Source organism: Myxococcus sp. RHSTA-1-4 (assembly GCF_020037125.1).
Classification (GTDB): Bacteria; Myxococcota; Myxococcia; order Myxococcales; family Myxococcaceae; genus Myxococcus.
Genome location: NZ_JAIQDG010000050.1, coordinates 33,554 through 60,107, shown reverse-complemented (window position 1 = coordinate 60,107; position 26,554 = coordinate 33,554). Strand labels below are relative to the sequence as shown.

General features: G+C 71.7%; 23 protein-coding genes. 4 read left to right on the top strand and 19 right to left on the bottom strand.

The genetic code is table 11. The features are described from left to right. Positions 1–76: 76 nt before the first annotated feature. Both K8638_RS41085 and K8638_RS41080 read right to left on the bottom strand, forming a co-directional pair. Positions 77–1,525 (bottom strand): FAD-binding oxidoreductase, encoded by a 1,449-nt coding sequence (locus K8638_RS41085; RefSeq protein ID WP_223760233.1) that lies wholly within the window; start codon positions 1,523–1,525, stop codon positions 77–79. 166 nt (positions 1,526–1,691) lie between these two features. After that, on the bottom strand, positions 1,692–3,401 hold the full coding sequence (locus tag K8638_RS41080; RefSeq protein ID WP_223760232.1) for a hypothetical protein: 1,710 nt from the start codon (positions 3,399–3,401) through the stop codon (positions 1,692–1,694). Between the two features lie 297 nt (positions 3,402–3,698). On the opposite strand from K8638_RS41080, the gene K8638_RS41075 reads away from it, so the two are divergent. Next, entirely contained in the window at positions 3,699–4,154 is a 456-nt protein-coding gene (locus K8638_RS41075; RefSeq protein ID WP_223760231.1) for a hypothetical protein, read from the top strand. Between the two features lie 161 nt (positions 4,155–4,315). Here the strand turns inward: K8638_RS41075 and K8638_RS41070 are convergent, their stop codons facing one another. Then, positions 4,316–5,125, bottom strand: coding sequence for a phytanoyl-CoA dioxygenase family protein (locus K8638_RS41070; RefSeq protein WP_223760230.1), 810 nt, complete (start codon positions 5,123–5,125; stop codon positions 4,316–4,318). A 17-nt stretch (positions 5,126–5,142) separates the two neighbouring features. Here K8638_RS41070 and K8638_RS41065 point away from each other — a divergent pair, with 17 nt between their 5' ends. Then, positions 5,143–5,853 (top strand): hypothetical protein, encoded by a 711-nt coding sequence (locus K8638_RS41065; protein WP_223760229.1) that lies wholly within the window; start codon positions 5,143–5,145, stop codon positions 5,851–5,853. Here K8638_RS41065 and K8638_RS41060 read toward each other — a convergent pair. From K8638_RS41060 to K8638_RS40995, 14 genes are read right to left on the bottom strand one after another with little or no spacing between them, the layout of a single operon-like run. Continuing rightward, on the bottom strand, positions 5,844–6,761 hold the full coding sequence (locus tag K8638_RS41060) for a RimK family alpha-L-glutamate ligase (RefSeq protein WP_223760228.1): 918 nt from the start codon (positions 6,759–6,761) through the stop codon (positions 5,844–5,846). The genes K8638_RS41065 and K8638_RS41060 overlap by 10 nt on opposite strands. Beyond that, complete coding sequence (locus K8638_RS41055; RefSeq protein WP_223760227.1) at positions 6,758–7,429, bottom strand: hypothetical protein; 672 nt, start codon at positions 7,427–7,429, stop codon at positions 6,758–6,760. Before K8638_RS41055 ends, K8638_RS41060 begins: the two co-directional genes overlap by 4 nt. Further along, positions 7,429–8,220, bottom strand: a complete 792-nt coding sequence (locus K8638_RS41050) for a hypothetical protein (protein WP_223760226.1) — start codon at positions 8,218–8,220, stop codon at positions 7,429–7,431. Before K8638_RS41050 ends, K8638_RS41055 begins: the two co-directional genes overlap by 1 nt. Positions 8,221–8,231: 11 nt before the next feature. Continuing rightward, the gene (locus K8638_RS41045) at positions 8,232–10,547 is read right to left on the bottom strand and encodes a hypothetical protein (protein ID WP_223760225.1); all 2,316 of its coding nucleotides are present in this window, start codon (positions 10,545–10,547) and stop codon (positions 8,232–8,234) included. Positions 10,548–10,554: 7 nt separating this feature from the next. After that, entirely contained in the window at positions 10,555–12,009 is a 1,455-nt protein-coding gene (locus K8638_RS41040; RefSeq protein WP_223760224.1) for a baseplate J/gp47 family protein, read from the bottom strand. After that, positions 12,002–12,484 (bottom strand): hypothetical protein, encoded by a 483-nt coding sequence (locus K8638_RS41035; protein WP_223760223.1) that lies wholly within the window; start codon positions 12,482–12,484, stop codon positions 12,002–12,004. The genes K8638_RS41040 and K8638_RS41035 overlap by 8 nt, the downstream gene beginning before the upstream one ends. 13 nt (positions 12,485–12,497) lie before the next feature. Further along, positions 12,498–12,830, bottom strand: a complete 333-nt coding sequence (locus tag K8638_RS41030) for a hypothetical protein (protein WP_223760222.1) — start codon at positions 12,828–12,830, stop codon at positions 12,498–12,500. Beyond that, positions 12,827–14,788: a hypothetical protein gene (locus K8638_RS41025; protein ID WP_223760221.1), complete on the bottom strand. Its 1,962-nt coding sequence runs from the start codon at positions 14,786–14,788 to the stop codon at positions 12,827–12,829. Before K8638_RS41025 ends, K8638_RS41030 begins: the two co-directional genes overlap by 4 nt. Continuing rightward, positions 14,785–15,402, bottom strand: a complete 618-nt coding sequence (locus K8638_RS41020; RefSeq protein WP_223760220.1) for a hypothetical protein — start codon at positions 15,400–15,402, stop codon at positions 14,785–14,787. The genes K8638_RS41025 and K8638_RS41020 overlap by 4 nt, the downstream gene beginning before the upstream one ends. A 3-nt stretch (positions 15,403–15,405) precedes the next feature. Further along, positions 15,406–15,903 (bottom strand): hypothetical protein, encoded by a 498-nt coding sequence (locus K8638_RS41015; protein WP_223760219.1) that lies wholly within the window; start codon positions 15,901–15,903, stop codon positions 15,406–15,408. Next, positions 15,900–16,139 carry a hypothetical protein gene (locus K8638_RS41010; protein WP_223760218.1) on the bottom strand — a complete coding sequence of 80 codons (240 nt, stop codon included), beginning with the start codon at positions 16,137–16,139 and terminating at the stop codon, positions 15,900–15,902. Before K8638_RS41010 ends, K8638_RS41015 begins: the two co-directional genes overlap by 4 nt. A gap of 12 nt (positions 16,140–16,151) precedes the next feature. Next, positions 16,152–16,595, bottom strand: a complete 444-nt coding sequence (locus K8638_RS41005; RefSeq protein WP_223760217.1) for a hypothetical protein — start codon at positions 16,593–16,595, stop codon at positions 16,152–16,154. Positions 16,596–16,630: 35 nt separating this feature from the next. Then, a complete protein-coding gene (locus K8638_RS41000) occupies positions 16,631–17,776 on the bottom strand; it encodes a hypothetical protein (RefSeq protein WP_223760216.1) in 1,146 nt (381 codons plus the stop codon). A 17-nt stretch (positions 17,777–17,793) separates the two neighbouring features. Then, on the bottom strand, positions 17,794–18,750 hold the full coding sequence (locus K8638_RS40995; RefSeq protein ID WP_223760215.1) for a hypothetical protein: 957 nt from the start codon (positions 18,748–18,750) through the stop codon (positions 17,794–17,796). 150 nt (positions 18,751–18,900) lie between these two features. Here K8638_RS40995 and xopAJ point away from each other — a divergent pair, with 150 nt between their 5' ends. Both xopAJ and K8638_RS40985 read left to right on the top strand, forming a co-directional pair. Next, complete coding sequence (gene xopAJ / locus K8638_RS40990) at positions 18,901–23,427, top strand: XopAJ/AvrRxo1 family type III secretion system effector zeta toxin (protein ID WP_223760214.1); 4,527 nt, start codon at positions 18,901–18,903, stop codon at positions 23,425–23,427. A gap of 17 nt (positions 23,428–23,444) precedes the next feature. Then, positions 23,445–23,753 (top strand): hypothetical protein, encoded by a 309-nt coding sequence (locus tag K8638_RS40985; RefSeq protein ID WP_223760213.1) that lies wholly within the window; start codon positions 23,445–23,447, stop codon positions 23,751–23,753. Between the two features lie 446 nt (positions 23,754–24,199). Here K8638_RS40985 and K8638_RS40980 read toward each other — a convergent pair whose 3' ends face one another. Together K8638_RS40980 and K8638_RS40975 are read right to left on the bottom strand one after the other, a co-directional pair. Next, the gene (locus tag K8638_RS40980) at positions 24,200–25,156 is read right to left on the bottom strand and encodes a methyltransferase domain-containing protein (protein ID WP_223760212.1); all 957 of its coding nucleotides are present in this window, start codon (positions 25,154–25,156) and stop codon (positions 24,200–24,202) included. Positions 25,157–25,166: 10 nt separating this feature from the next. Further along, positions 25,167–26,540: an STM4012 family radical SAM protein gene (locus K8638_RS40975; protein WP_223760211.1), complete on the bottom strand. Its 1,374-nt coding sequence runs from the start codon at positions 26,538–26,540 to the stop codon at positions 25,167–25,169. Positions 26,541–26,554: the final 14 nt, after the last annotated feature.

The following is a 26,554-nucleotide window of genomic DNA, read 5'->3' as shown; positions in this document are numbered from 1 at the left end:
TTTTTCGATGGACCGCCATGGCCCAGGCACCGCCGGGCAGCGCCTTGCCTTGGGCGATTCCCTGCTGCGTCATGAATCAGTGCAGCGCCGCGCCCTCGGCCGTGGGGCGGATGTTCTGGTTCACGCGGAAGAGGTTGTCCGGGTCGTAGCGGTTCTTCACCTCCACCAGGCGGGCGTAGTTGTCCCGGTACGTCGCCTGCACCCGCTCCTGGCCCTCGTCCATCATGAAGTTCACGTAGGCGCCGCCCGCCGAGTAGGGATGCAGCGCGTCCCAGTAATCCTTCGTCCAATTGGAGATGACCTGCGCCTTGTCCGGCGAGGGGTCCACGCCGACGATGACCTCGGCCCATTGCGCATCCCGGAAGCTGAAGGCGGTGTCATGGGGCCCCACCCGGTGCGCCGCCCCGTCGATGGGATAGAGGTGCATGGAGGAGTGCATCGTCGGCAGCCGCTCGGCGAACTCCACGTGCCGGGCGATGGCCGCGTCTCCCAGCTCCTTCACGAAGTCCGCGCGCCAGTACCACTGCAGACCCGGCGGGTAGAGCGCATCGAAGACGCTCTGCAGGACGGGGAAGGGCATGGCGTGCACGCCGTGCAGCGCCGGGGCGAGCGCCCGCACCGGCTCGAACAGCTCGTCCGCGTGCGCCGGGTCCCCGGTGTAGCACCACACCACCGCGCACATCTTCTTCAGGTGCATGTGCTCGGGGAAGGGCGCCACGGGCGGCACGGTCATGAAGGCGAAGAAGCCGTTGAGCTCCTCCGGCGCGGCGGGGATGAACTCGCGGTACCACTGCATCACCTTCTTGGCGCGCTCCAGGGGCCAGAGGGTGGGACCGCCGAGGATGGTGCCTACCGGGTGGGCCCGGAAGAGGAAGGACGTGACGACGCCGAAGTTGCCGCCGCCGCCGCGCACCGCCCAGAAGAGGTCCGGGTGCTGCTCGGCGCTCGCGGTGACGAAGCGCCCGTCCGCGAGCACCATGTCCACGGCCAGCAGGCTGTCGATGGTGAGGCCGTAGCGGCGCGTGAGGTGGCCCAGGCCGCCGCCCAGGGTGAGTCCGCCCACGCCCGTGGTGGAGATGATGCCCGAGGGGACGGCGAGCCCGAACGCGTGGGTGGCGTGGTCCACGTCCCCCCAGACGCAGCCCCCCGCGACCCGCACCGTGCGCGCGCTGGGGTCCACCCGGACGCCCCGCATGCGCGACAGGTCGGCGACGAGCCCCCCCTCGCAGATGCCCAGCCCGCCGCCGTTGTGCCCACCGCCACGGATGGCCAGGGTAAGCCCCTGCTCGCGGGCGAAGCCGACCGCGGCGATGACATCCGCCACGTCCGAGCACCGGGCGATGAGCGCGGGGTGCTTTTGAATCATGGCGTTGTAGACGCGGCAGCTCTCCTCGTAGTCGGCGTCCTCGGGACGGACCAACCCGCCACGCAGGAGGGCCCTCAGTTGCTCAATCCGGTCGGGCGTCAGCCCGAGCGGAAGTCCTCCGCCTGCCTGGGCATGCTCGCGCGGGGTTTCCAGGGTCATGGTGCTCTCCTCCGCGGGCCGCGGAAGGAGCGTCCCGCATGGTCCAAGCTAGGGACGCAGCCCGCCTGTCCAGGCAGGCGGGCGGAACAGGGCGCCCAGGCACACACCGTGCGGTGGCGGCGAATGCGACGCTCGGCTGGCCCCAAGCCGCGCCCCGGGGGCGACGTCAGGGCACCACGCCGCTGCCCCCTCCAACAATGCCGCTGAGCAGCGGCATCAGTTCGGGGATGGAGACCCCGATGAGGACATAGTCGCTGCTGGCATCGGGCGCCCACGCGTAGCCGAAATGGAAGGCACGGGCGAGGTTCAACCCGATGCCGACCGCGACGTGCGGCGCCTTGTCCGAGTCTCCCGCGATGAGCGAAACCGAGGGGGCCAGGGCGATGTATTCGGCGAGCTGCGGCGCGGAGCGGGTGTTGACCCCCAGGATGAAGGGAAACGTCACGGCGAAGGAGTTGCTCCGCTCCCCTCCCACGGACAGGGCCAAGGACACGGGGATGACCGACGAGGACTCGATGTCCTTCGCGGAGGCCTTGGTGACCGCCGAGAGGACCTCCGACGCGACCGGTAGGATGGTGATGAGCCCGAAGTTGTAGATGTGAAACGTGTGCCGGTAGATGACCAGTTCTTCCGCCCCGGGGTGCCGGAAGACGATACGGAACGTCACCTGCTGGTCGAGGAAGTCCTTCCACTGGACGGCCAGCACCCGGGTGCACCCGTGGCGGAAGCCGAGCTGGACGTCGAGCCGCTTCGTCGCGCCGGCCGCGTCCTTGTCCACCACCTCCAGCACGAAGAACCAGGGGGGCTTGAGCAGTCCCTCCGTGGGGAGGTTGATGCAGAGGTTGTGCTCGACCGCGAGCAGCACCTGAGACTCCTGGTCGAGCTGATCCGCCAGGAACCGGACCTGTCCCCCTGACTCTTCCTGCAGCGTCACGGCTCCGCCGGCCTTGAGGATGGAGAACCGATAGTCGTCCCTGACGTAGAGGAGGGCCCTCTCGTATTCCTCCGCGCTGGTGTCCACCGTGGCCTGCCCGAAATGCGAGGGGAACTGGTTGAGCCGGGCAGCGAGCCGATCGACGAGGGCCTTCTTGTGCTGCCACCGGGGCCCCTTCTCCTTCGCTTCAGCGGAACGGTCCTCGAAGCGAAACACCGACAAACGGTCGGAAGCGGCTCCCGCTTCGGGGGCCAGCGCATCCCAGGGCTGACTGTCATTGGGAGTCTCTCCGCTGAAGCCCTTGCAGAACGAGTAGAGAATCAAGGGTCTTCGGCCGTCGGCCCGGAGGAACTTCTTCCTGGACGCCCCCGTCCCGCCATCAGGCGACGATTCCTCCCCTCCATCGGCCGACGCATCCACTCCGCCGTCGGACGCGAGGTGCGCTGACCTCAACGCCTCCAGCGCTTCCTTCGGCGCCTCCTCGCCCTCACGGTCGAGCAACTCCCATTCCTGGAGGCAGAGAAATTCCGGCGTGTAGATGGACCGCACCTCGACCTTCAGGAAGCTCCGCGCTTCGTGTTGCCCATCGCCTGTCCAGTCAAGGAGGGGGACGTCCCGGTCAGGCTGGGGCTCCAGCTCCCTGGCCTCAACCGTCACGGGCTCCCGGGGCTGCTCGTTCACGCTGACGCGGAACTCGAACTTCCTGAAGGCGGAGAGCGTGGTCGCGGCGAGGGCGTCGGCCTTGAAGCGCGCGATGATGCGCTGCAGGCGATAGCCTTCCGCGCCATCTGGAAACAGGGTGTCTCTTGCCAGGGACAGCTCGATATCGCGCGCTGTCCCGTTGACAGGCGCGTAGACGGCGAGCAGCTCATATGGCTCCGCGCCCGCGCCCGCCGTGGCGAACAGCACCCCCCAGACCGCCAGGGAGCATACGGAACGCATGGTGCGGCGCCGCATCATTCGCATGCCCCTCCCCGAGTGGAGGGAATCCTGTGGTCCCGGATATGCCCGAATCAATCGGGCCGGGTGCCCATCCGCTCGCGCCTCCAACCAGTCAACATGCCGCGTGCGCCCCGCATGTGAAGGGAGAGACCGCGGGCCGGGGCATCCGTTTTCGGGCCAACTCCCTCCAGAGGAAGGAAGGCTCCGGCGGGCAGGAAAGCCAACCCCACGCCGAGAGCCCGCCCTGCCCCTCTGGGTGGCCTCGCGCGTGTGTTGTCATGGGAGAGGAGGTGGAGGATGCACGAGCGAGGTGAGGTTCCCCTGTTCCGGCTCGAGGCGGCGGACGGCCACCCGCGCGGCACGCTGGATGCCTGGCAGCGGCGCGACATGCTGGTGGCCCTGCTGCACCCCGGTTGCGGCGTGTGCCAGGCGCTGCACCGGGCGCTCCAGGAGCGCGCCCCGGGCCTGCGCGCGGAGGAGGCCGAGGTGATGGCGGTGGTGCCCCAGGGCCGTGCCAGTGAGCCAGCGCCTCCGGGCGCCCTGGTGGATGTGGAGGGCCGGGTGTCCCTCGCGCTGGCGGAGGTGCTCGGTGGTGAGGGCCGGCTCGGTGTGGCCAGCCGCTTCGGTGGACTGTACGCGGCGGTCGACATCCACTCCGGCACCACGCAGCACGTGCTCGACGAGGCGCTGGAGTGGCTGGACCTCGTCCAGCGGCAGTGCGGCGAGTGTCAGGCCCCGCTGGCCTGGGACTGACCGCCGGGCGACCACGGGCCATGGCGGGGCAGACAGGGACGGCCCCGGCTGGCTCAGTCGCAGATGCGAGCGCCCATGGCGCGGTGGCCCGGTTGGCGCCGCTGCCCCCGCGTGTCTTCGTGTCGGTGAGCTGGATGTGTTGGCGACACTCCACCTTCCGCTCAGAACCGGCACAATTGGGCCCCGCCCGGCACGGGCAGGGGCGCCTGGAGGGCCACGCGGATGGAGCGCTCCAGCACCGAGTAGTCCGCGGGATTCTCGCGCTCCAGCACCAGCGGCTCCTTCAGCCCCGCCTCCGTGTTGCTGATGAAGCGCGGCGGCCCGCCATGCTTGTAACCGCGCGTGTGGAACAGGAAGGGGTGGCCCAGCACCACGTCACCCGCCGCGCCGGTCAGCTCCAGGAAGTCGCCAATGGGCTCGGCGAGCACGCGCTCGAACAGCTCCAGGTGGGTGAGCCCCTCGGGGTGCCGCGCCAGCACCCGCGCCGTCCGCCGGTGCGAGCCCTGGGAGATGATGGTGCCGCCGTGCCTCGGGGCGATGTCGGAGAACAGGCCGATGACGAGCAGCCCCTGCCTCGGGCAGTCCAGCGTGTGCCGGAACCAGTTGCCGTCCACGTGCCAGCTGAAGTCGGGGATGCGGTAGGGCTCGTGCGCCCCGAAGTGGAAGTTCACCGGCCAGAAGCCCCAGCGGCGGTCGCCCCGCCAGCGCCCGGGGCCCAGCAGCTCCTCCACCGCCGCCGCCAGCCGGTCCGTGAAGGTGGCCAGCACCTCGGGCGCATCCAGGTGCTCCTCGATGTCATAGGCCGGCGGCCACGTCGCCGGGTCCTCCCGGCGGATGCCGCGCTTCGCCTCCATGCGCTCCCACACGCGCTCGCGCGCCGCCGCCGCCTGTGAGGAGGTGAAAGCGCCCTCCAGGACACAGAAGCCCCGCTCGATGAAGCTGTCCAGTTGGTCCGGGCTCAGCACGCCCATGTACGCTCCCCCGTGAAATGATTACCTCGCTCGAGATGCTCACCCCGGATGAGTGCGCCCGGCTGGATGCCCGCATCAAGGAGCTGCGCGCGCACTGGATTCCGCGAGGCAACACCCCCCGGGACACCTCGTTCTTCACTCTGGGCGCCGCCATCTACCTGGACGACCCGGCCGAGTACCGCGGCGTCGCCGAGCGCAACAACCCGCTGCTGCGCGAGCACTTCGGCTGGCTCTACGAGCGGCTCACCGGGTTCCTCTCCCGTCAGCTTCGCGCCCCCGCCGTCCTCGCGCCGGGGCTGGGCCACCCCGGCTTCCACATCTGGCTGACGCCGGCCCTCTTCACCACGCCGGAGGCCTCGGTGCACTTCGACCTCCAGTACCTGCGCGCCTTCCCCACGCCCGGGCCGGGCATGGACTTCGAGCGGCCCCTCTCCTTCACCCTGACCCTGCGCCTGCCCCGCCGCGGCGGCGGGCTCAACCTCTGGGAGTTCACCTTCGAGCGCTACCGCCAGTTCTACGAGCGCATGAACACGCGCATGCAGCCGAAGGACGTGACGGTGCTGCTGCCCCGCCTGCGGCACCCGTACACCGTGGGCGCCATCGCCATGCACTCCGGCCACCTGCTCCACCAGGTGGGCGAGGTGGACCAGGTCTTCCCCGGGGACGAGCGCATCACCCTGCAAGGCCATGGCGTCCAGGTGCATGGCGTGTGGCAGCTCTACTTCTGAGCGCCCGCCAGGAAGGCCGCCAGCGTGGCGGCGATGGGGTGGCCGGTGTGGTGCTCGTAGTAGGTGAAGCACGGGGAGGGGTTCACCTCGAAGCAGAACCACTCCCCTCGCGGAGTGCGCCGCAGGTCCAGCCCCGCCAGGTGGAGTCCCAGCGCGCGGGCCAGGGCGCGGCAGCGCTCCGCCACGTCCAGGGGGAGCAGCCCCGCCCGCAGCTCCACGCTGCCGCCCTGCTGGCGCGCGTACCGGTAGTCCACCGCGTCCGAAGTCACCTCGCAGGGGAACACCTCCTCGCCCACCACGTGCACGCGCACGTCCTGGCCCGGCACGTACGCCTGGAACTGGGTGGGGCACCACGCCACGTCCTGGAGCCGCTCGCGGTGCTCCGGCCCCAGCCGGGCCACCCTGCTACGCACCCCGCTCACCGACTTGTAGACGACGGCCCCGTGCCGCTCCCAGAACTCGAGCGCCGCGAGCGGGTCCGTGGTGAGGAGCGTCTCCGGCACGCGGAAGCCCTGCCGGGCGATGAGCGCCGCCTGGAAGGGCTTGGAGCCGTTGGACGCCATGGCGGCCGGCCGGTTGACGATGCGTCCCGGCGCCTCCTCCACCCAGGACCAGAGCGCCGTCTCCACCTCGCGGATGCGCGCCTGCACCACCGCGCCCACGTCCTCCACGCCGGGCAGCCTGCGCGAGTCGTACACACGGGTGTAGACGGCGTCCACCTCGCCCAGAATCACGCGCTGCGCCCCGCTCCACACCGTGCCTCCCAGCACGGGCCCCACCTCCAGCTCCAGCCGCTGCTGGAGCACCCGCCGCTGGTCCAGCAGCATGTAGGGCGCCTTGCGCCACTCCAGCGCCGAGCGCACCGCGTCGAAGGGCGCGTCCCCTGGCAGTCCCCACAGCAGAATCATGCGCGCGCCTCGCTCCCGAAACGCTCCAGCAACACCTCCGCCACCGCCGGCGCCCCCACGTCAATCGACAGCTCCGCCGACACGAAGGCCGGCCCCTCGAAGCGGGCGGTGAGCAGCTCCACCCCGGCCGCCATCGCCAGCCGCACCGCCTGCTCGCCCACGGCCGCGTCCACCTCGCCCAGCCAGCGCCGGCCCACCACCGTGACGGACGCCACGCGCCGGGGGGAGCCATCCCCGAGGTCCCGCCGCGCCGCCGCCAGCGGCAGGCCGCAGCGGGCCGCCAGCGACAGCCACCGCTCCAGGCCCAGGCTCGGCCCCATCAGCGACGAGGCCGTGGGCCGGTTGAGCACCGGGCACGGCAGCCGGCTCAGCCAGGACGCGAGGAAGGCGTTCAGCTCCGACGCCACGTAGCTCCGGTCCTCCGGGGCGATGTGCGTCAGGTCCGAGTCGAGGTACCCGGGCAGGCGCGTCACCACGCCCCGGAAGGTGGACACCTCCACCTGCTCGCCTCCTACCACCGCGAGCTCCGGCCCGGTGCCGCCCACGCGGTGCTGCCAGCCCGGCGTGGACAGGTCCAGGAGCGACAGCAGCCTCGCGCCCTCGGAGGCCCACCGCACCACCAGCCCTCGCGCCTGCTCGTCGCGGGGATGTGCCAGGACCACCAGCATCAGCGCACCTCCTTCTCCCCGGGCTGCTGCTCCGCGCCCTTCTCGCCCACCTTCTCCTCGGGCCAGTCCACCGGGCGCTCCACCACCGCCTCGCGCAGGACACGCTCGCCCACCTCGGGCCGCTCCTCGGCGCGGATGAAGGCCCGGCCCTGGACGGACACCGTCACCGCCGGCGCGTCCCCGGGCGCCCCGAAGAGGAAGGACAGCATCGAGTCCGAGCGCGGGTCCACCGCCCGGACTTCCGAGAGCTGGTCAATCTGCTTCTCCGCCGCGCCCAGCACCTTCTCGATGGTGTCCTTGTCGTCCTTGCTGTCCTTGCCGTCCTTGGTGTCCTTCGTGTCCTTGGAATCTTTCGTGTCCTTGACGTCCTTGCCGTCCTTGCTGTCCTTCGCGTCCTTGGTGTCCTTCGTGTCCTTGGTGTCCTTCACGTCCTTCGTGTCCTTGACGTCCTTCGCGTCCTTCGTGTCCTTGACGTCCTTCGCGTCCTTCGTCTCCTTGCTCGTCTTCGCCGGGGGCTTGTTGAGCTCGGTCTTGATGTCCGCCAGGAGCTGGAACAGCTCGCGGCGCATCTTGGCGATGGCCTCGAAGGCGCGGACCACGTTGCCGTTGAGCGCATCCAGGTCGGTTTCAATGCGGTGCAGCCGCTCGTTGAAGCCCATCTCCCCCGAGGTGGCCTGCGCCTGCACCACGTCCCGGCCATCCACCCAGTCCTCGTGGTCGAACGAGCGCTGGAAGTTGCTGCTCAGGGTGGGGTCCTCCTTGACGAACTCGAAGCTGTAGTTGAAGGCCATGGCGGTCCTCGCTACTTGACGGTATGGGTGTCGCGCTCACCCGGATGGCGGCGCTGCTGGAAGGCGCGGAAGCTGCGTGCGAGCAGCCCGGTCATCGGCACGGCCTGCCCCTGGCCGCCGGGGTCCACCTGCTCCTCGCGCAGGGTGCCGGTGTCCATCACCACGCCGAGCGGCGTGAGGCGCTCCAGCAGGTTCATCAGGTACTCGTACTGGGAGATGTCCAGGCGTGCGCCCGGGTTCATCACCACCCTCGTCTCGAAGGGGCGCACGCGCCTGCGGGGGTCCGCCCGGTTGCGCCGCACGAGCGTCACCGTCACCACCGCGTCCAGCCCGGTATCGGGCGTGGGCGCGACGTAGCGGCTGCGCGAGCCGGCCTCCTGCTCCAGCGTGCCGGGCGTGCCCGCCAGGGACAGCACGTACCAGTGGAAGTCCTCGCGCCGGGGGTTGAGCAGGACGGCGCGCGCCGGCAGGGGGATGACGCCCACCACCAGCAGCACGCCCGACGGCACGCCGCCCGAGACGGAGACGAGCGGCAGCACCGACACCACCTCGCGCCGCTTCATGGAGTCCACCAGCGCCGTGAGCCGCGCCACCGCCGCCGAGGTGTTCGCCAGCAGCCCGGTGGCGAACGCCGCCTCCAGGGAGAGTGTCACCAGCAACTCCGGGGGGAGGGTCTCGAGGCCCGCCACCGCGCGCTGCACCTCGGCGCGCGTCCGGGGAGGGCGCAGCCCCGCGGAGGTGAAGGCCGTGAGCGCGGCGGCGGGCGGCTCCAGGGTGGCGGCCGCGTCCCAGAGGGCGGGCGCCGCCGCCGCGGACTGCCGCGTGCCGACGTTCGCCGCGCCTCCCGCGTCCGCCTCCACGTCGCTCAGCGCGAAGTGGAGGACGGCGTCCAGCCCGGTGTCCTCGGGCGCGTGCAGGCGCACGCCCAGGGAGCCCGCGGGGCCTGACTCGTCGCTCACCACCAGGCCATGGATGGGCACGTGGGACAGGTAGTACCGGGGGCCAGGCGTGCGGTGCACCGTCCGCAGCCCGCAGCCCGCCAGCAGCCACCGGCCCGCGGGGTCCTCCGCCGCCGTCCCGGGCGTGAGGGACTGGAGCAGCCGGACGACCTGGACGTCCGTCCCCGCGGCGAAGGTGCCCGCCAGCAGGGTGTTCCTCATCAGCGTCAGCTCGTCCGCCGGCGGCACCTCCACCTCCACGCCCAGCCCCAGCTCGTACCGGCTGCCTCCGGTGTCGGCCTGCGCCCGCAGCACCCCCCAGCGCCGCGTCACCCCCAGCGCCACCCGGCAGCGCCCCACCAGGTCCAGCGCCTGGGCCAGCCCCGGGGCAATGAAGGCCCCCGCCGGGAAGGTGTAGTTCGTGCGCAGCCGCGACAGCATGGCGTCCTGCCGCGCCCGCTCCAGCAGCGGCATCAGCCGGTTCGCCGGCGTCGCCGAGGCGGGCGCCAGCAGGTGCACCTTCCGCAGGTGGTCGAAGAAGTTCGTCCTCTGGTTCTCGGGCCCCATCAGCCGCAGGCCCACCGCGAACTCGGTGTTGGCCTCGTAGAGCGTGAAGCGTTTGCTGACGCCCAGCGCGGCGAGCGGCCCGGTGTTGGCATCGCTCTCCCCCGGGCCGTTGAGGCGCAGGACCACCTGCCGCGGGGTCGCCATGAGGAAGGGCCGGTAGAGCGCGAGCCGGCGGCGGTAGCTGGCGTCGCTCTCGCGCTCCGTCACGCTGGTCGGCTGCGTCTTCGCCGCGTCCCAGCCGAGCCGGTCCTCGAAGCGCGGCACGCCCAGCTCCAGGCCCAGCCGGTCCAGCGCGCCGCGGGTGGCATGCTCCAGCTGCCGCATGGCGAACAGCTCGCGCGCCTGCCGGCGCAGCCGCTGCTTCTCCGCGCCCAGCGCATACAGCATCCGCCCCATCACCCCCTCCACCAGCCGCGCCTGCACCAGCTGCGCCACCGGCACGTCCGCGGGCGCGCTCGCCCCCTTCACCACCTCCACCGCCAGGGCCGGCATCGCCGCCGACTCGGCCAGCAGCGGGTCCGGGTGGAAGGCGGGCAGGAAGGCCCCCGCCTCGGACCAGGGCTCGAAGCGCAGCGTCACCTGCTCCCGCACCGTCGTCCCGACGGACACCTTCACCGTCACCTGGAAGCCCGAGGCCCCCACGTCCATCGCCGGCGCCACCAGCAGCAGCGGCTGCCGCGAGCCCGCCTCCACCACCGCCCGCCCGCTGGCGTCCAGCGGGAGCGGCCGCTCCCGCGTCCCGTCGGAGAACGGGCCGGTCAGGTGGGCGGCCATGCTCTGGTGCGAGGCACTCCTCAGCAGGTCCAGGTCGAGCTCGGGCATGGAGTCCTCACACGATTCGCAGCATCAGGTCGCTGTCCACGAAGGAGGCAATCTGGTTGGCGCGCACGAGGACGTTCTGCCCGACGGGCGCCTGGAAGAAGTCCACCAGGGCCGGCGGCTGCGAGACGCTGTTGTCGCCGTACCCGGGCGGGAAGCGCAGGAGCTGCAGGTTCTGCACGTCCGCCACGCCCGGCTCGCTCATCATCGCCCACACCACCTCGGAGGCGCGCACCGGCTCGCCGAAGCCCAGCGCGTCCACGTAGCGGCGCACCCGCTGCATCAGCCGCTGCTTGAGCGCCACCGCCGCCGCGGACGTATTGACGGCGTCCAGCTGGCCCGTGCGCGGCAGCGGCAGCCCCTTCACCACCAGCCTCCCGGACAGCCCGACGAAGACCCGGTCCGCCTGCTGGAGGCGCGCGCCGATGCCAATGGGCCGCAGGTCCTCCATGGCGGAGGCCAGCGCCGCCCCCAGCCCGTCCGGGCCGTCCCAGATGGCGGCGTCCGTGGTGGCCACCACCACGTCGAAGTAGTACGGCGACGCCAGGTCCCGCTCGCTGCCGAAGAGCCGCTCCAGGAAGTTGAAGCTCCCGAAGATGGGCAGGTTGACGTCCAGTCCGCCCACCCTGTCCCGCACCTGCACCTGGCGCACGCCGGGCAGCATCGACAGCGCCACGCGGATGGACTCCACCGTCCACAGCGAGCGCGGCGCCTGCAGCAGCAGCTCGCGGTAGCGCACGTCCGGCCACTGCTGCTCCCCGCCCGTCAGGGGCGCGGTGTGCTCGATGGCGACAATCGCCTCCGGCGCCACGTTGGGCACCTGGACCCGGGCGATGGACAGCAGGTCTCCCGGCGTCCAGGACAGCTTGGCGTCCAGCGTGTTCCAGAAGCGTATCTTCTGCGTCTCCACCGCGGGGTTCAGGTTGTGCTCGGGCCCGGGGTAGAAGGCCACCACCGGCACCTCGCGCACCGGGCTGCTGCGCGACAGCAGCACGGACTCCTCCAGCGCCACGTGGTGGAAGCCCGAGGTGAGCAGGCGCGCGCCCTGGGGCAGGGTGAGGAAGTCGAAGCTCGCGGGCAGGTTCGCCGTCAGCCTCACCGTGCCGCGCGCTTCCAGGTACGGCCGGGGCAGCCCCAGCTCCTCGCCCAGCCGCGACAGCGCCTCGCCGCGCGCGGTGGCCACGAACTGGTTGTCGTAGAGGGAGGCCATCGCCGCCCACGTCCGCGCGTCCTCCAGCGCGGACACCTCCAGCAGCTTGCGGATGGCCGAGCCCGAGCCCAGGTCCAGGTCGTTGCCGAACAGGGAGCGCGCCAGCGCCAGCTTCTCCGCCAGCAGGCGGGCGAAGGGCTTGGGGACGAAGCCCGTGTCGGTGACGCCATAACCGGCCGCTCCGGTGGAGCGCGCCACGGCCGCGTCCACGGCGAGCACGTCGGCGGTGTCCACCTTGAAGGTCTCGTCAGCCATTCGCCGTCCTCGCGCCGCCCGGCCCGGTGCTCATGGCCAGCCTGTCGCCCGTCACCGTCTCGAAGACCACCCGGACCTCCAGCCTGCGGGCGGCGCCCGTGCCGGGGGGCTCCAGCCGCTGGTCCACCAGCTTCACGTCCACCACGCGGCTCACCCGCGCCTCCTTGCGCAACAGCGAGACGAGCCCCACGCGCACCCGCTCCCGCACCAGCATGGGTGTCGTCTCGTCGCTCAGTGCGTTGAGCCCGTCGAAGCCGAAGTCGGTGTTGAACACGTCGCCCCCCAGGGGCGTGGTGACGGCCAGCGTCAGGGACTGGCCGAGCGCGTCCATGCCCTCCACCATGGCCAGGTCCACCTTCCCACCCGCCCCCCGCTCCAGCACCAGGTCCCGGGCCAGGTCGGCCACGGCCGCGCACCGGGGCGCGCGGCCCAGCAGCCGGGTGCGCAGCTGCTCTCGTTCGTCCCGCGGAGCCATGCGTCCCTCCTCGCTACTTCGCCTTCAGCTTCGTCTGCTGCGCGTCCACCGCCAGCGTGCCGGGCCCGTCGGTGGTGCCCGCCGCCGTGTCCAGCAGGACGGGGACGTTGCCCACGGTGAGGCGGGTGGCCGGGCCCGCCGTCACGGCCAGCACCGTGGTGCACTTCCGGGTGGTCTGGGTGACGGGGTTGGTGCATGCCGCCGAGTCGACGCCCCTGCCCGCCACGTCCGCGGCCCGCAGCACGGCCTGTCTCTTCACCGTCAGCTTCGCGCCGCCCGGCCCCGTCTGCACGCCACCGGTGTGGCTGCACGCCACCCTGCTGCCCTTCGTCAGCACGCCGCTCATGTCCGGTCCCCCACGTCCATGGCGTTCTTCACCTTCACCTTCACGTCGTCCGCCTCCAGGGTGAGGGTCGTCTTCGCGGCCAGGCTGAGCGCGCCCTCGCTGTGGATGACGATGTCGCCGTTCTGCTTGATGACGATGCGCGAACCCTCCGCGTGCTGGATGGTGACGGAGTCCCCGGCGGACTCCGGCCGCGTGCCCGGGCCCTTGAGCAGCGTCTCGCCGATGCGCACCGTGAGCCGGCCCACCTCGATGACGCGGTTGCCGTCCGCGTCGATGAGGTCGTTGGTGGCCAGCCCCGAAGGCTCCGCCGGCTGCTGCCCGGCCGGCAGCGTCTGGCGCCGCGAGGGGGGCACGTCGGCGGGGAGGATGAGCCACCAGTCGCCCGGCCGCGAGTCCGGGGCGTGTCCCGACTCCCACACCGCGCCCAGGTCCACGGGGTCGTCCTCCCGGCCCAGGTGGTGCCCCAGCACCACGCGCGTGCCCGGGTAGCGCGGCAGCACCAGCCCGCAGCGCCCCCAGGCGAAGGGCGTGAGGTAGGGCACACCCGCCAGCAGGGGCCGCTCCTCCCGGTCCACCGGCAGCCGGCGTGCCTGCCGGGGAAGGCCGTCTCCCGGCGCCAGGCCCTTCCACACGGACACCGTCTGCGCGGGCGGCTCGGCGCGGCCCTCCACGTGGGACGCGCGCACCTCGCCCACGCCCAGCGGCTCCCGCGCGCCCCCCCGCACCACCTCGCGCAGGGCGCTCATCACCCGCCCGTCCGGGGACGCGCGCGGGTCCCCGCCATGGGGCACGGGGCTGCGCACCGGCGTCGGCGTGTCCCACTCCCTGCCCGGGGCGATGCGGTCCACACCGGCCACGGTGGTGGTGAAGCCCGCCGTGCGGGACAGGCGGTGCTGGACGCCGGTGACGTAGATGGAGACCGGTGGTGCGGCCGCCGGGGCCCCCACGCCCGCCGCCCGGGCAACGTCCACCACCGCGCCGAGCGCGCCGAGGCCCGCCGGCTCCGCCGCGTCCTCGGCGGGCAGCGACACCTGCACCACGTCCCCGGGCTTGAGGTCGGGCCGGCCCTTGAGCAGGAGCTGATAGGTGGCGCGCGTGGGCGGCGGCGCGCGGAGCCCGCCTGGCGGAGCACCCTGCGGGTCCGTGGAGCGCGTGCCGCTCACCTCGGCCTGGATGAGCCCGCTGGAGAAGTCGAGCACCGGGGCCGGGCCGCCCTCCAGGGGAATGGGACGCCCCGGGCCGATGTGCAGCGTCCCCTCGCGGATGAGCAGCATGCCGCGCCCGTAGCGGCCGGACTCCTCCTCCAGCCGCGCCGCGAGCTGGAGCAGCGCCGACACTCCCGTGCCCTCCGGGGAGTGCCACTGTGGTGGGGCCCCGGCCGCCGCCCTCACCGCCGGCAGCGCATGGATTCTGACCTTCTCCGCCTTGTGCAGCGCCTTCGCCACCTTCGCCGCGGCGTCCAGGCTGTCCGTGCCCTTCTCCAGCACGGGGAGCCGGGCCAGCAGCGCGTCGTAGACGCGCTCGTGCCCCTCCAGCACCGCCTCGTAGCGCCGGGCGCCCATGCGCCGGCTGAAGCGCGTGACGCGCAGCACGGCGACCGGACGCTGGGCGTCCGTCCCCGGGACGGAGGAGCCCACGCCCGGCGAGCCCGTCAGTCCCGCCAGGCTGGAGAGCATGCCCAGCGGCGAGCCGGTGTCGCGCCAGGACAGGGAGAGGTCCGCGTAGACGGGCTGGCCTCCACGCATCATCGCGCTCACCTGCTCGTAGTGCGCGGGGGAGATGCCCTCGATGGCCATGGAGTAGGAGCCGCCCTCCAGCCCGCCCGGGAGCGTGGCCTCCACCTCCGCGTGGTAGTCCCGCGAGCTGAGCGACAGCTCCTTCGCGCCCACGCCCTCGGTGAACAGCCGCAGCTCCCAGCCGGCCTCGTTGCCGACGGCCTCCTGGAGGGAGGAAGTCATGGCCCGGGCTCCTCGGGCGCTTCCACGCCCAGCTCGGACTGGATGATGCCCTGGAAGCGGGCCGCCACACGCGACTGCAGCCTCGGCAGGACGAAGCGCGCGGCGCCCGCGTCCGCGCGCCGCCACGCCAGCTCGACGAAGGAGCCGAAGTCCCCCGCGCCGCGCAGCGTCCCCACGTGGAGCGCCCAGCCCAGCACGACGACCTCCAGCCGGGCCCCCGGCGCGCCCCCGCCGTCAGGAACCGCGCGCCACAGCCCGGCCGCCAGCGGCAGGACGCCGGCGATGGTGCCCGCCATGCGCACCACCAGCCGGGCCGGAGCACGCGCCAGGGCCTGCGTGGCGGCGGTGGCGAGACGGGTGGCGGCGGGCACCGGGGTGTGGCGTGTGTCCTCGGGCTCGCTGCCGCCCACGAGCGCCGTGGGGTCCGCCTCCCGGATGAGGACGGCCTGGCCCAGCGGGGCGTACAGGACGAGCTCGAGCTCGCCGTCCAGGGGAAGCGGCTGCGGCAGCCCGCGCACGAGCGGCACGCGCACGCGCGTCATGTCCGCGGGCAGGCGCGGGGGCGTGCCGGGCACGAGGTAGCGGTTGACGGGAATGGGGAGTGGCAGCGGCATGCCTCAGCGCCCTCCGAAGTCGGCGAGCGCGCGCACGCCGAGGCTGGCGACCTCCAGCAGCCGGCCGGTGATGCCGGGCCGGGGCATGTGGACGAGCGTCATCGACACGTCGAGGACGTCCCGCCGCGCCGCGGACGAGGTGAAGCTGAGCGACTGGACCTGGAGGTCGGTGCGCACAGTCATGCTGGTGATGAGGACCAGGCCCCCGGCGGCGCCGCCCGTGAGGCCTTCCACCACCGAGCCGCGCCGGCTCGACTCGGCCAGCAGCTCCAGCTCGAACTTCTGGCGGAAGCGCTCCGGACCCACCAGCAGGCCGGACAGCGAGAGGGTGTCGTCGTGGGTGCCCACCGCGGTGCGCAGCCCCGAGGAGGCCAGCGGGGGCAGGTGGTAGGACTGGCTCAGGGTGACGGTGCTCACCGCGTACAGCGGAAGGGTGACGAGCCCGTCGGAGAGGATGGCGGAGGGGGGTACACCCGCGCCGATGAAGCTCTGGCCGCTCATCTGCCCCCTCCCCGTGCCCGCTCGCGCTCGAGCTGCTCCAGCTGCCGGGCCAGCTTCTCCATCACCTGGTCCGCGACGGCATTGACGTCCACCGCGCCCTCCTTCCGCACGACGGTGATTTCCACCGGGAAGTGGTAGTGCACTCCATCCGCCCCCCGCTGGACGAGCGGAGGCTGCTCCCCCGCGGACACGGCGGGGGGCGACACCTCGGCGGCCTTCCCGGGGTCCGGAGCCATGCGTCCGCTCCGCTAGGGGACTTCCACCGAGGAGCCCTGCTTCGGCTCCATGCTCGCCTGGAGGCTGAAGCCGGAGAACGTGGCAACGGGCGCCCCGGAGACGGTGGCGTTGGACGGCGCGGCGCTGGTGATGAGGCACTCGCGCAGCACCACCCGCTTGAAGGACCAGTCCGTCCCCGTGTGCTCGTGCAGGGTGATGTCGCAGCGCTTGCCCGACATGGCCAGCGAGGTGAGCTGCGCCGCCACGTCTCCAATCGCCTTCACGTTGATGGTGAACGTAATCGCGCTCGGCGTGAAGATGGCCCCCACGTGGGTGCGCTCGATGGAGTGGTGTACCTCCGCGTTGAGGCTGAACGTCGGGGTGAAGGAGTCAATCGGGGTGATGTCCACGCGCTTGCCGTCCTCGTCCACGTAGGTGACGGCCAGGCGCGTCCTCCAATCCACGGGCTTTTCCATGGGCTCGTTCCTCTCTTCTCAATCCCGGGGGTGACTCAGAACTTGGGCTGCAGCGTCACGCGCAGCCGGTGCACGGCCGGCCCGTAGGTGACGCTCACCACCATGTCCACGCTCCGGTTGGCGCGTGCCGTGGTGACGAGGGTGTTGTCCGCCGGCGTCCGCGCGCTCTCCGGGATGGCGAACACGTCCAGCACGGGGATGGAGACGCTGAAGTCGTCGATGACGGCCCCCCGCTTCAGCGGCCCGAGGATGCCCTCCACCGTGGACTTGATGAGCGTGAGCCCGGCGCGGGTGATGCGCGCGTCGCCCACCAGTCCCACCAGCCCCGCCTTCAGCCGGAAGTCGATGTCGTCCAGCGTGCGCACCAGGTCGACGTAGAGCTGGGAGGCGTCACTCGTGAAGGCGCGGCCCTCGCCGAAGTGGAAGCCCCCACCCACGATGAGCGCGGGCTGGAGGATGGGGACGACCTCCTTCTCGGACAGGCCCTTGATTTCGGCGGCGCTGAACTGCGACTCCAGGGGGATGGAGATGCCGCGCACGCGCTTGAGCAGGATGGAGGTGGAGGGCGGGTAGCCCGCCATGGCCGCCATGGCGGCGGTGGCCACGTCGGCCGTGCCCCCGCCGTCCGCCACCACGCCACGGGCGGCCACCACCACCATGCGGCTGGTGCTGGAGCGCAGCGGCTCGAGAGGCGTCGTCACGTCCGCCACGTAGGTGGGCGTGCGCGCGGTGGAGGGGTCCGCCATGGCCACGCCGAGCCGCTTCTGTCCCGCCGCCGAGTTGCTCTCCACATGCGTCTTCAAGAGCCCGAGCGTGGTGATGGCGGTGACACCCGCGAGCGACACGAAGTTCACGTCGTCCGCCGCGTTGAGGCTGTCCAGCGCCGCGCCGAAGTCCCCGTCGGTGCCGGTGCCGCCCACCTTGACGCCGTAGACCTTCGACGGCTTGGGGTCCTGCAGGAGCGCCAGCGCCAGGGACTTCGCCAGGGGGGTGCCCACGCCGAACAGGGCGGTGGCATCCGCCAGCGAGTCCACCGGCCTGGGGGCGTTGACCGCCGCGCTGCCGGTGGCGGCCACGCCCACCACGGCGATGACCCCCGGTGCGCGCTGGGCCACGGGCTGGAGCGCCGACGTGTCGATGACCACGTCGATGAATGGGTAGGCTGCGGCAACTGGGGGCATGCGTCCTTCCTCTCGCGTTAGCTGCTGGCTGGCGTGGCGACCAGCCCGATTCCCTCGCGCGCCAGCCACAGGCCCGCGGTGGCGCGGCGGCGCTGGCGCCGGATGGCGGCGTCCAGGCCGGCGTCCTCTCCGCCGGGCCACCCGGCGTCGTCGAAGGTGGTTTCCGGCACCACCCAGATGACGACCAGCGCGTGACGCGCCTCCGACTGGGGACTCCGGGGCCGCTCCATCCCGAGCTGCTCCAGGTGCTCGCGGACGAGCTTGCTGTCGGCCACCAGTTGCGCCACGGACAGGGGCGCGCTCCGGATGAGCAGCGCGGCGGCCAGGGGAAGGGGCCGGGCAGAAGGTGTCCCGGCGCCGGGCGCGGAGAGTCCCAGCTGGAAGGTGCCCGCCGCCGCCTGTCCCCGCATGCGCCGCAGCAGCCCGCCCACGGAGGCGGCGCCCGCGCGCGCGAGCCAGCCCTCCAGCCACGCCTCGGAGAGCGCCTCGGGCTGGCGGACACCGGCGCGCAGCCGGGCGAGCAGCCGCGCGCGCCGCTCCGCCTCCAGGACGGCCGGGTCCTCCGGCAGCGCCCCGAGCGCCGCGGCAATCTCCGCGTCGATGCTCTCCAGGTCGGGCCAGCGGCTGACGACGTGGTCGACGGTGGCCGTCTCCCCCGAAGCGCGGGCGATGATGGCGCCGCGCCAGAACGCGTCCACCCGCACACCGTCCGCGCCCGGCGCGTGGAGCGTGAAGCGGGCCTCGTGCCGCTCCGTCTGGGTGGAAGGGCCCCAGGCCCCCTCGACGAGGGAGCGGCGGGGAACCGACAGGCCGATGAAGAACTGCTCGAAGACGGGGCTGTAGGGCCCGGAGAGCGTCATCGCCTCCGAGTCGTAGGCGGCGAAGAGCACGTGCTCGAGGGAGACCTGGTCGAAAAGCGCGGCCCGGCTGCCATCAGCCGCCAGCCGGACGAGCGTGTAGTCGACGTAGTCCACCGCATCCCCCCGCGTGAAGCACCCAACACATGCTCCCGGGCCACGTTTCACGGGCGGCGTGAAAGGAATATCAAACCACTTTCAATGTCAATCATTTGCATGAATTGATGAGTAGTTATCGCTGGGCTCGTCGCGCGGGGTGGCTTGCGGATGAAGACCGACGTCAACGTGCCCATCCGCCTCCGCGTGGACGCGGACGCGCTGAGCGCGGATGCGGAGCTGCTCGAGCGGCTCGTCTCCGAGTCCGTGGAGAAGGTGCTGGCCCGGGCCGCGGGCGCGCTGGCGAAGCATGGGCACGCGGGGCCGCCCGTCTTCCATCCTCCGCGGCTGCTCTGGAGCGGGCCCGGGCTGGGCGACGTGACGCCGCTGGTGCGCGCGGACATGGAGGCGCGCATCCGCCGGGCGGTGGAGGCCCAGGTGGCGAAGCACCGGCCCACGCCCCCCGCGCCCAGGCGCCCGGCGGCGGTGCGCCCCTGGTTCGTCGTCAAGGACGTGTACTTCCACCTCACGCCACGCGACTTCTTCAAGTTCCGCGATGAGGTGATGTACGAAGGCGAGCTGATCAACCCGCTCGAGCTGTACGCCCACATGCTCGACGAGCGCAGGCGCGCCGTGGCCTGGCTGGTCCAGGTCAACCAGGAGTTCGTGTCAAAGACGCTGGGCCGAGAGGTACGCCAGCGCTTCTCCGTGCTGTCGAAGGTGACCCGGAAGCAGGCGCTCTATGCCCCCTTCGTCTGGTCGGACCGGCTGCTGGGGATGCTCGCGGGCATGGACCTGGACGGTGTCGTCCGGGGCGCCCTCCCCAGCCTCGAGAAGTATCGCGAGAAGTACCTGGAGGGCCGCACCGAGGGCGCCAAGGCGGCGGTGTACATCAAGCCCGGCGGCCGGGTGCTCTTCGTCTTCATGGCGCTGCCCGGCTTCGACCTGACCACCCTCGTCCGTGGCGAGCCGGTGCTGGACAGGACGCTGCCGCTGCGAGAGCTCGACGCGCTGGTGGACACCCTCACCTTCGAGGCGCTGTTCAGCGCCCCGTGGGCGGACGTGCGAAAGGCGTACGGTGACGAGCCGGTGCCGCTGTCCCTCGAGCCCTTCACCGTGGAGCAGCCCGTCCAGGAGCGCAGCCTGGCCGCCCTCTTCGAAGGACGGAGGCGGGCGGTCTCCGGTATCGCCGTGCTGGGCCGAACGCTGCTGCTCAGCGACGAGTCGCTCGCGCCGCTCACCCCCGCCGCGCGGGCGCTGCTCGAGCCGCTCAGCAACCCGGAGACGCGCGCGGTGCGGGGCCTGCCGCCGCAGGGCCGCCAATGGAAGCCGGGCTGGCGCGGCGTCAGCGTGACGCCCCGCTTCGGCCTCGTCCGCGAGCGGCTGGAAATCGTCTCGTGGCACCCGTGGGCCCAGAGGAACGCGGCCGAGCTCGCCGGGTACCTCCGCCTGGGGAAGTACGACCGGAGGGACCGCCTCCGTCACTGGCTCATCGCGACGTGGCCGGACACGGACAGGTGGGCGCTGCTGGACCTGCTGCTCCTGGAGCTGGAGCGGCTGGGCGTGCTGGAGCAGTTCCTCCAGCTGCTGCGCGACGAGGCGCCCAACGTCGGCTTCTATCTGCGCCCCGTGGTGCGCCTGCTGGAGAAGACGCGCTACGCGCCGCGGGTCAAGCGCCTGGGGGTGGTGGAGGCCTACTCCCGCGCCACCCAGGGCCTGCGCCGCCACACCTACGACGTGGAAGCGCAGGAGCTTCGCCCCTGGCACGAGCAGAAGCGGCGCGTGCGCGCGGGCGCGGGCGCGGTCCTCGCGGACCACGTCTACATCTTCCAGGAGAAGTTCGACGCGCTCCGTCCCACGGAGAAGACGATGGAGCGGCTGGCCGGCCCGGCGAGGAAGCGCGCCGGTGAGCTGATGGGCGAGCTGCTCTGCGAGGGGAAGCAGCGCACCCAGGAAGAGCTCATCGCGCAGGCCGTGCAGGAGGCCGCGGAGGCGCTCGTCCCGCCCCTGGGAGAGAAGGACTTCGAGAAGGTGGAGGTGAGCATCAGCTACCGGCTCGTGGCCCTGGAGCTGGCGGACCCGCATGACCCCTCCAGCATCCGCGTGCGCTACAGGCGGGTCCGGAGGATGGGCGACGGCCCATGGGAGGACGTCTCCGAGGACCAGGTCGACGACGTGGAGAAGTTCGCCGGGTACCTGGCCGCCTACGAGATTGCCAACATGCGGCGGGGCGTAGAGACGCTGGCCACCATCGAGCTGCTCCTGATAGGCGGCTTCTTCGCCGCGCAGGCGGGCGTGGTGGGTGTCATGGTGCGGGTGGCGGGAGGGCGGCTGCCGGTGCTGCTGGCCGTCGCCGCGCGCGAGGCCATCTACCTCTACAAGGTGGCCACGGGCCAGGAGGAGTTCACGCTCGGCGGCTTCCTGCTCAACGCCTTCAAGGGCTGGCTGGACGCGGTGGGCTTCCGCTTCGGCTCGATGGGCGGCCTCGCGCTGGGCAAGCTGATAACGGCAGGGGGCGTGCGCCTGCTGCTCGCGGGCGCGACGGCGCGCATCCTGACCCGCGCGCTGGGCGTGGGCATCTCCTTCGTGGTGGAGCAGTTCGTGGAGGACGTCATCGTCCTCGTGCGCTGCAACAGGTGGCAGGGCTCCGCGCGCAAGTACGTGCAGCAGCTCGGGTTCGGGTTCGCCGTGGGCCTGGGCTTCGAGCTGGTGGCGCCGCTGCTGGGCGCGGCGGCGAAGCCCCTGCTGGAGCGGCTCAAGCCGCTGCTCAGGGGCACGCAGGACAAGCTGGAGGTGCTGAAAATCCTCCTGAAGGAGCTGACCCCCGAGCAGGCCGCGCTGTGGCTGCGCCTGTCCATGGAGCGCATCGCAGCGGCGCTGCGCGAGCTGCTGGACAACCCGAAGGTCCTCCAGGAGATGGCGGAGGCGCTGCGCGGCAAGGCCCGCGAGCTGGTGGACGCCCTCCCCGACGCGCTCAAGGCCCTCAAGGCGGCCCCGGGCAGGGCGGCCGGCGCGGTGAGGAAGGAGTACAAGGTCGCCTTCTTCCAGGAGCTCTTCGACCTGGCGGGCATCGAGCTGCGGGGCCCGGTGCTGGAGGGCTTCGAGCGGCTGCTGGGCGCGGCGGGCACGCGCGACGTCTACGGGCTGGTGCGCACGCTGCTGAAGCAGAAGGGCGCCAGCGGCTTCATCGCCTCACTGCGGGCGCTCGAAGTACAGGCCCTGGAGCGGCTGTTGGCGAACGGGGAGCTGGAGCGCATCCTCCGCTCGACGAGGCTGACGGACTTCATGTCCACCCGGGGCGGGCTGGGGTGGGGACTGCTGGAGCGGGTCTTCGACGGCTCGGCGGTGAAGCTGGAGGCGCTGCTGAAGGACCTGGAGCCGCTGGCGCCGGATGCGCGCGAGGCGGTGCTCCGCCTGCTGGACGCGCACGGCCACGCGCTGCCGCCCGCGATGCGGGGCAACGTGGGGGAGCTGTCCCGGCTCGCGGGACAGGAGGGCACGCCCGGCTTCCAGGCCGAGCTGGCGACGCTGGGCCGGCAGACGCGGGTGGAGGCGCTGCTGCGACAGGTGACGCCGGAGGCGGTGACGCGGGGGAATGCCCGCGCCATCCTGGACAAGGTGAAGCAGGCGGAGAAGGCCGGGAAGGTGCCCGTCAGCTACGAGCTGCGCCAGGAAATCCTCACCCGCAGCGGCGGGGAGCTGCAGACCATCGAGGCGTATACGTACGAGATACCCAAGGACCTCTCGTACGACCAGATGTCGAGGTGGCTTGCGGACCCGGCGCACTGGCTGCCCGAGCGGCGCGTCGTCCAGCAGCAGCTCGTGCAGAGCGAGCTGGCGAAGGCGCAGGCCCTCTCCGCCCGCCTCAACGAGCCGGACGTGGTGTACGCGCTACGCGGCAACACGGCGGCGGGCAAGACGACCACCGTGAAGCGGCACCCCACGCTCGGTCCCAAGGCCCTGGACCCGAGCGGCGAGCTGAGCGGCGTCATCAACCCGGACACCATCAAGGGCCGCATCGTCGAACTGGAGCGGGGCGTCACCAGCTCCCAGGCCCACCGCGAGGGGAGCATGCTGTCCGGCCAGGTGGAGGAGTCCGTGCTGGCGCAGGAGGGCAGCGCGCTCGTGTACGACCGGCGCTTCTCCTGGCCCAAGGAGATTCCGGAGCTGCTCAACGCCATTGGCCGGCGCAGGCTGAAGCTCATCGACATCGACGTGTCGCTGGAGACGTCCGCGGTGCGCGTGCTGATGCGCAATCCGGGCTCGGCGGACCCGCTGGTGCCGTTCGACCCGGTGGCGCAGGGCTTCCTGGGAATCCGTCAGAATCGGAAGGTGCTCATCGAGGGGGAACCGCCGCCCGGCTTCCGCGGCGTGAAGAACGACCCGCGCGTCAGCGACTACGAGCTGTACGTCACCAATGCGCAAGGGCAGTCCGTCCTCGTGGCGTCCAAGCGCAACGGGACGTGGGTGCCTCCCCAGACAGAGGCGGAGGCGGAGCTCTTCGAGCAGGCCGTCCGCAACCCCGCCTCGCTCGAAGCCCAGGCCCGGGCGCAGGTCATCGACGATGCGTTCATCCAGAGGATGACCGCGAGCATCTCCGACCCGGGCTACAAGGAGGCGGTGAAGAAGCGGCTCTTGGAGTACCGGGGCAAGACGCTGAAGGATGCGCTGGACGCGCACTCCAAGCGGCTCCAGTAGAGAGAGAGAGGACACACATGCCGGGGAAGACTCCAGAGCAGCTCGAGGCGGAGATGTGGGAGCGCGTCCGGCAGCAGGAGAAGGAGGATGATGCCGCGCAGCGGGAGCGCATCCGCCAGGCGCGGGAGACGTCCGACAAGGAGCCCTTCGACTTCGAGCGGTTGCGCCAGCTCTACGCGCCCATTGCCGTCCCACCCCTGGCGGCGCTGCCCGAGTCCATGGCGCAGAGCTTCGAGGAGAACTACTACCGGCACTGGACCGAGGTGAAGACGCTCCAGCAGGCCGCCGAGTACATCCGGTGGCTGAACCTGCACGATGCGACCTGAGAGCCCCCGCGGTGACAGCTCCAAGGCTGGAGTGAATGTCACATGCCGGGAGTCTGGTTGTGAGACGGCATGTCCAGGTAGGAAGCGCACACCTCGAACGGGCCCAAGGGCCGCGTCGCGGGACGGAGTTCCTTCGCGCTCATGTCCCGGGTGGCCCAGGCCCCCTGCCGCCGCTCGTGGACCCTGGCTCCATCAGGAGGGGTCGTTCGCCGGGGGCGTCTGGCGTGGGTGATGTTGCGCGGCGCGGCGGCCCTCCGGGCCTGGATCCGGCCCGCCAGGATGCGCGCGTTCAGGGACATGGACCGAGCGACTTCCAGCATGCGAGGAGGCACCCTACGGCTTCGGCGGCGCACAAGGGGCATGGGAAGTCCCTGATTGCGTCATGGTTCTGTCATGAAATCGCCGCGCCGATTTTTCTTTGACGAGAACCGGCGTCCCGTCCCTGGCTACCCGAAGGTCATCCGCACCGGCAGTGAGTCATGAAGCGCACGGCCCCACACCCGGCCATTGATGACGTACAGCACGGCGCGGCCGTAGTACCAGAGGCTCAGCCGGTAGCCATCCACCGTCAGTGAATCGGTGGGCCCCACGCCGAGCTGCACGCCCTCCATCGTGAAGGTGTCCACCACCGCGGGCTCTCCGCACCGGGCGAGCACCTCCTCGGCCGGCGTGCCCATGGCGACGCTGTCGAACAGCGCCCTGGGCAGGTCCACCTCGCCCACCGGCACCGGCTCCCGCCGCGGCGCGGGGCCTCCGCCTCCCGGCTTGCGCGCCACGAGCTTGTCCACCGGGTGGCAGTGCAGCGGGATTCCGGGATGCTGGTCCCACTTCACGTACCGGTCATGCCGCACCTGCTCCCAGTCGCCGTAGAAGGCGGCCAGCTCGCCCTGGGCCAGCGAGTGCTTGAAGCCGGCGGCGAGGAACTCGGGACCGGCGGGGTACTCGTCGGTGAAGAGCATGCAGGTATAGGCGTTGTAGCCGCCCGGCGCGGTGTGCGCCTTGAGCCGCGCCAGCAGGCTCCGCCACGTCCTGTTGTCCAGGTAGTCGATGACGCCGTGGGCCATGATGACGTCCCAGGTGTCGCGCAGCTCCAGCTCGGCGATGTCCGCCACCACCGCCCGCAGCGGGACGCCGGTGCGCTTCGCCAGCGCGCTCAGCTTCTCGATGCCCGCCGCCGAGCGGTCCACCGCCGTCACCTGGCACCCGCGCCCCGCCAGGAAGAAGGCGTTGCGCCCCTCGCCGCAGCCCAGGTCCAGCACCCGGGTGCCCGGAGGCAACGCCGCGGCCAGCTCGACGATGTCGTGGTTGGGCCCGCCCATGGTGGAGACGTTGCCGTCCTTGTAGCCCTTCTCCCAGAAGGCGTTGAAGGGCAGGTGCTCGAACTCCCGGGTCGTCGTCTTCATGAGGCCCTCTTCAGGTGGGAAGGAAGGCGCGCTCGAGCGCGTCCACGGCGGGGGACTTGAACAGCGTGGCGATGACGTTGCTGAACTTGAAGCCCAGCGGGGTGAGCGCGTAGGTGCCCTCGCGGTCCACCGTCACGCAGCCCTCGAGGACGAGCGCGTCCAGTTCCTCGGCGAAGTCATCCAGGCCCGCGCCCCCGAAGCGCCGCGCGTAGGCGGCCGGCTCCAGCCGCCCCAGCGAGAGGTTGAGGATGCAGAAGCGCCGCTTCTGCTCGTCCTCGTCCAGCACGAAGCCCAGGCCCAGCGGCTCGTCCGGACGGTGCGGGTGGGAGATGAAGCCGCGGATGATGTCGAGCGTCTCCGGCCGCCGCACGGCGAAGTCGGTGCCGTAGTGGACGGTGTCGGCATAGCTGCGCGCCCCCGCCCCCAGCCCCAGCAGCGGCACCCCGGCGAAGTCCGCCACCTCCTGCTGGAGCCCGTCGTGCTCCAGCGTGGAGAAGCGCACGAAGCTGTTCTGCCGGAAGCCCCGCTCGGCGAGCCACGCCACGCTCTCGTCATAGAGGGCGTACTTGGAGCTGTCGTCCATGAAGCCGTCCGCGAGCCGCCCGCGCCGCTTGTCGATGACCGTCAGCGGGCGGAACACCACCGGGTAGAGCGTCACCGTCCGGGGCCCGAAGCCCACCGTGGTGCTCAGGCTGTGCAGCCAGGTCTCGCGCTGCTGGCCCTCCAGCCCGTAGATGAGGTCGTAGTTGACGTTGGCGAAGCCCACGCGCTGGATGGCCTCCACCGCCCCGTACAGCGTCCGGGTGGAATAGGGACGCCCCGCGCGCTTGCGCTCCTCCTCGTCCAGCGTCTGCAGGCCCATGCTGACGCGGTTGACGCCCAGGGCCTTGAGGCGCTCCAGCCGCTCCGGCGTCATCGTGTCCGGCGAGCCCTCCACCGCCACCTCCGCCGTGGGCGAGAAGCGTGGGAAGGCCCGGTGCAGGGACTCGAAGAGGGTGGAGAACTGCTCCGGCGAAAGCGTGGTGGGCGTGCCCCCGCCCACGTACAGGGACACCACCTCCAGGTGGCCCAGCAGCGCGCCATACATGGCGATCTGCCGCTGGAGCGCGGCCACGTAGTCCTCCACCAGCCGCGGGGAGTGGCTGGTGGTGAGGAACAGCGTGCAGAACGAGCAGCGGTACCCGCAGAAGGGCACGTGCACGTAGAGGTTGAGCTTGTCCCGGGCGCCGGCCCACACCTCGGCCAGGGTGCGGGGCGGCTGCACCGGCCGGTAGGCGCGCTTGGAGGGGTAGCTGTAGACGTAGCAGGGCAGCTCGGAGCCCGCGATGGCCCGTTGCAGCCGGGTCCGGGCGTCCAGCTCCGGCTCGGGCGTGGCGTACAGCATGGCGCGCTCCTTCC

Excerpts from the sequence above, each read along its gene's own strand:
- K8638_RS41055 (WP_223760227.1), bottom strand. The coding sequence starts at position 7,429 with ATGCTGGTGGTCCTGGCACATCCCCGCGACGAGCAGGCGCGAGGGCTG.
- K8638_RS40985 (WP_223760213.1), top strand. The coding sequence starts at position 23,445 with ATGCCGGGGAAGACTCCAGAGCAGCTCGAGGCGGAGATGTGGGAGCGC.
- K8638_RS41070 (WP_223760230.1), bottom strand. The coding sequence starts at position 5,125 with ATGGGCGTGCTGAGCCCGGACCAACTGGACAGCTTCATCGAGCGGGGC.
- K8638_RS41000 (WP_223760216.1), bottom strand. The coding sequence starts at position 17,776 with ATGCCCCCAGTTGCCGCAGCCTACCCATTCATCGACGTGGTCATCGAC.
- K8638_RS41060 (WP_223760228.1), bottom strand. The coding sequence starts at position 6,761 with ATGATTCTGCTGTGGGGACTGCCAGGGGACGCGCCCTTCGACGCGGTG.
- K8638_RS41035 (WP_223760223.1), bottom strand. The coding sequence starts at position 12,484 with ATGGCTCCGCGGGACGAACGAGAGCAGCTGCGCACCCGGCTGCTGGGC.
- K8638_RS41010 (WP_223760218.1), bottom strand. The coding sequence starts at position 16,139 with ATGGCTCCGGACCCCGGGAAGGCCGCCGAGGTGTCGCCCCCCGCCGTG.
- K8638_RS41075 (WP_223760231.1), top strand. The coding sequence starts at position 3,699 with ATGCACGAGCGAGGTGAGGTTCCCCTGTTCCGGCTCGAGGCGGCGGAC.
- xopAJ (WP_223760214.1), top strand. The coding sequence starts at position 18,901 with ATGAAGACCGACGTCAACGTGCCCATCCGCCTCCGCGTGGACGCGGAC.
- K8638_RS41015 (WP_223760219.1), bottom strand. The coding sequence starts at position 15,903 with ATGAGCGGCCAGAGCTTCATCGGCGCGGGTGTACCCCCCTCCGCCATC.
- K8638_RS41025 (WP_223760221.1), bottom strand. The coding sequence starts at position 14,788 with ATGACTTCCTCCCTCCAGGAGGCCGTCGGCAACGAGGCCGGCTGGGAG.
- K8638_RS41020 (WP_223760220.1), bottom strand. The coding sequence starts at position 15,402 with ATGCCGCTGCCACTCCCCATTCCCGTCAACCGCTACCTCGTGCCCGGC.
- K8638_RS41045 (WP_223760225.1), bottom strand. The coding sequence starts at position 10,547 with ATGCCCGAGCTCGACCTGGACCTGCTGAGGAGTGCCTCGCACCAGAGC.
- K8638_RS41080 (WP_223760232.1), bottom strand. The coding sequence starts at position 3,401 with ATGCGTTCCGTATGCTCCCTGGCGGTCTGGGGGGTGCTGTTCGCCACG.
- K8638_RS41030 (WP_223760222.1), bottom strand. The coding sequence starts at position 12,830 with ATGAGCGGCGTGCTGACGAAGGGCAGCAGGGTGGCGTGCAGCCACACC.
- K8638_RS41065 (WP_223760229.1), top strand. The coding sequence starts at position 5,143 with ATGATTACCTCGCTCGAGATGCTCACCCCGGATGAGTGCGCCCGGCTG.
- K8638_RS40975 (WP_223760211.1), bottom strand. The coding sequence starts at position 26,540 with ATGCTGTACGCCACGCCCGAGCCGGAGCTGGACGCCCGGACCCGGCTG.
- K8638_RS41005 (WP_223760217.1), bottom strand. The coding sequence starts at position 16,595 with ATGGAAAAGCCCGTGGATTGGAGGACGCGCCTGGCCGTCACCTACGTG.
- K8638_RS41085 (WP_223760233.1), bottom strand. The coding sequence starts at position 1,525 with ATGACCCTGGAAACCCCGCGCGAGCATGCCCAGGCAGGCGGAGGACTT.
- K8638_RS41040 (WP_223760224.1), bottom strand. The coding sequence starts at position 12,009 with ATGGCTGACGAGACCTTCAAGGTGGACACCGCCGACGTGCTCGCCGTG.
- K8638_RS40980 (WP_223760212.1), bottom strand. The coding sequence starts at position 25,156 with ATGAAGACGACGACCCGGGAGTTCGAGCACCTGCCCTTCAACGCCTTC.
- K8638_RS41050 (WP_223760226.1), bottom strand. The coding sequence starts at position 8,220 with ATGGCCTTCAACTACAGCTTCGAGTTCGTCAAGGAGGACCCCACCCTG.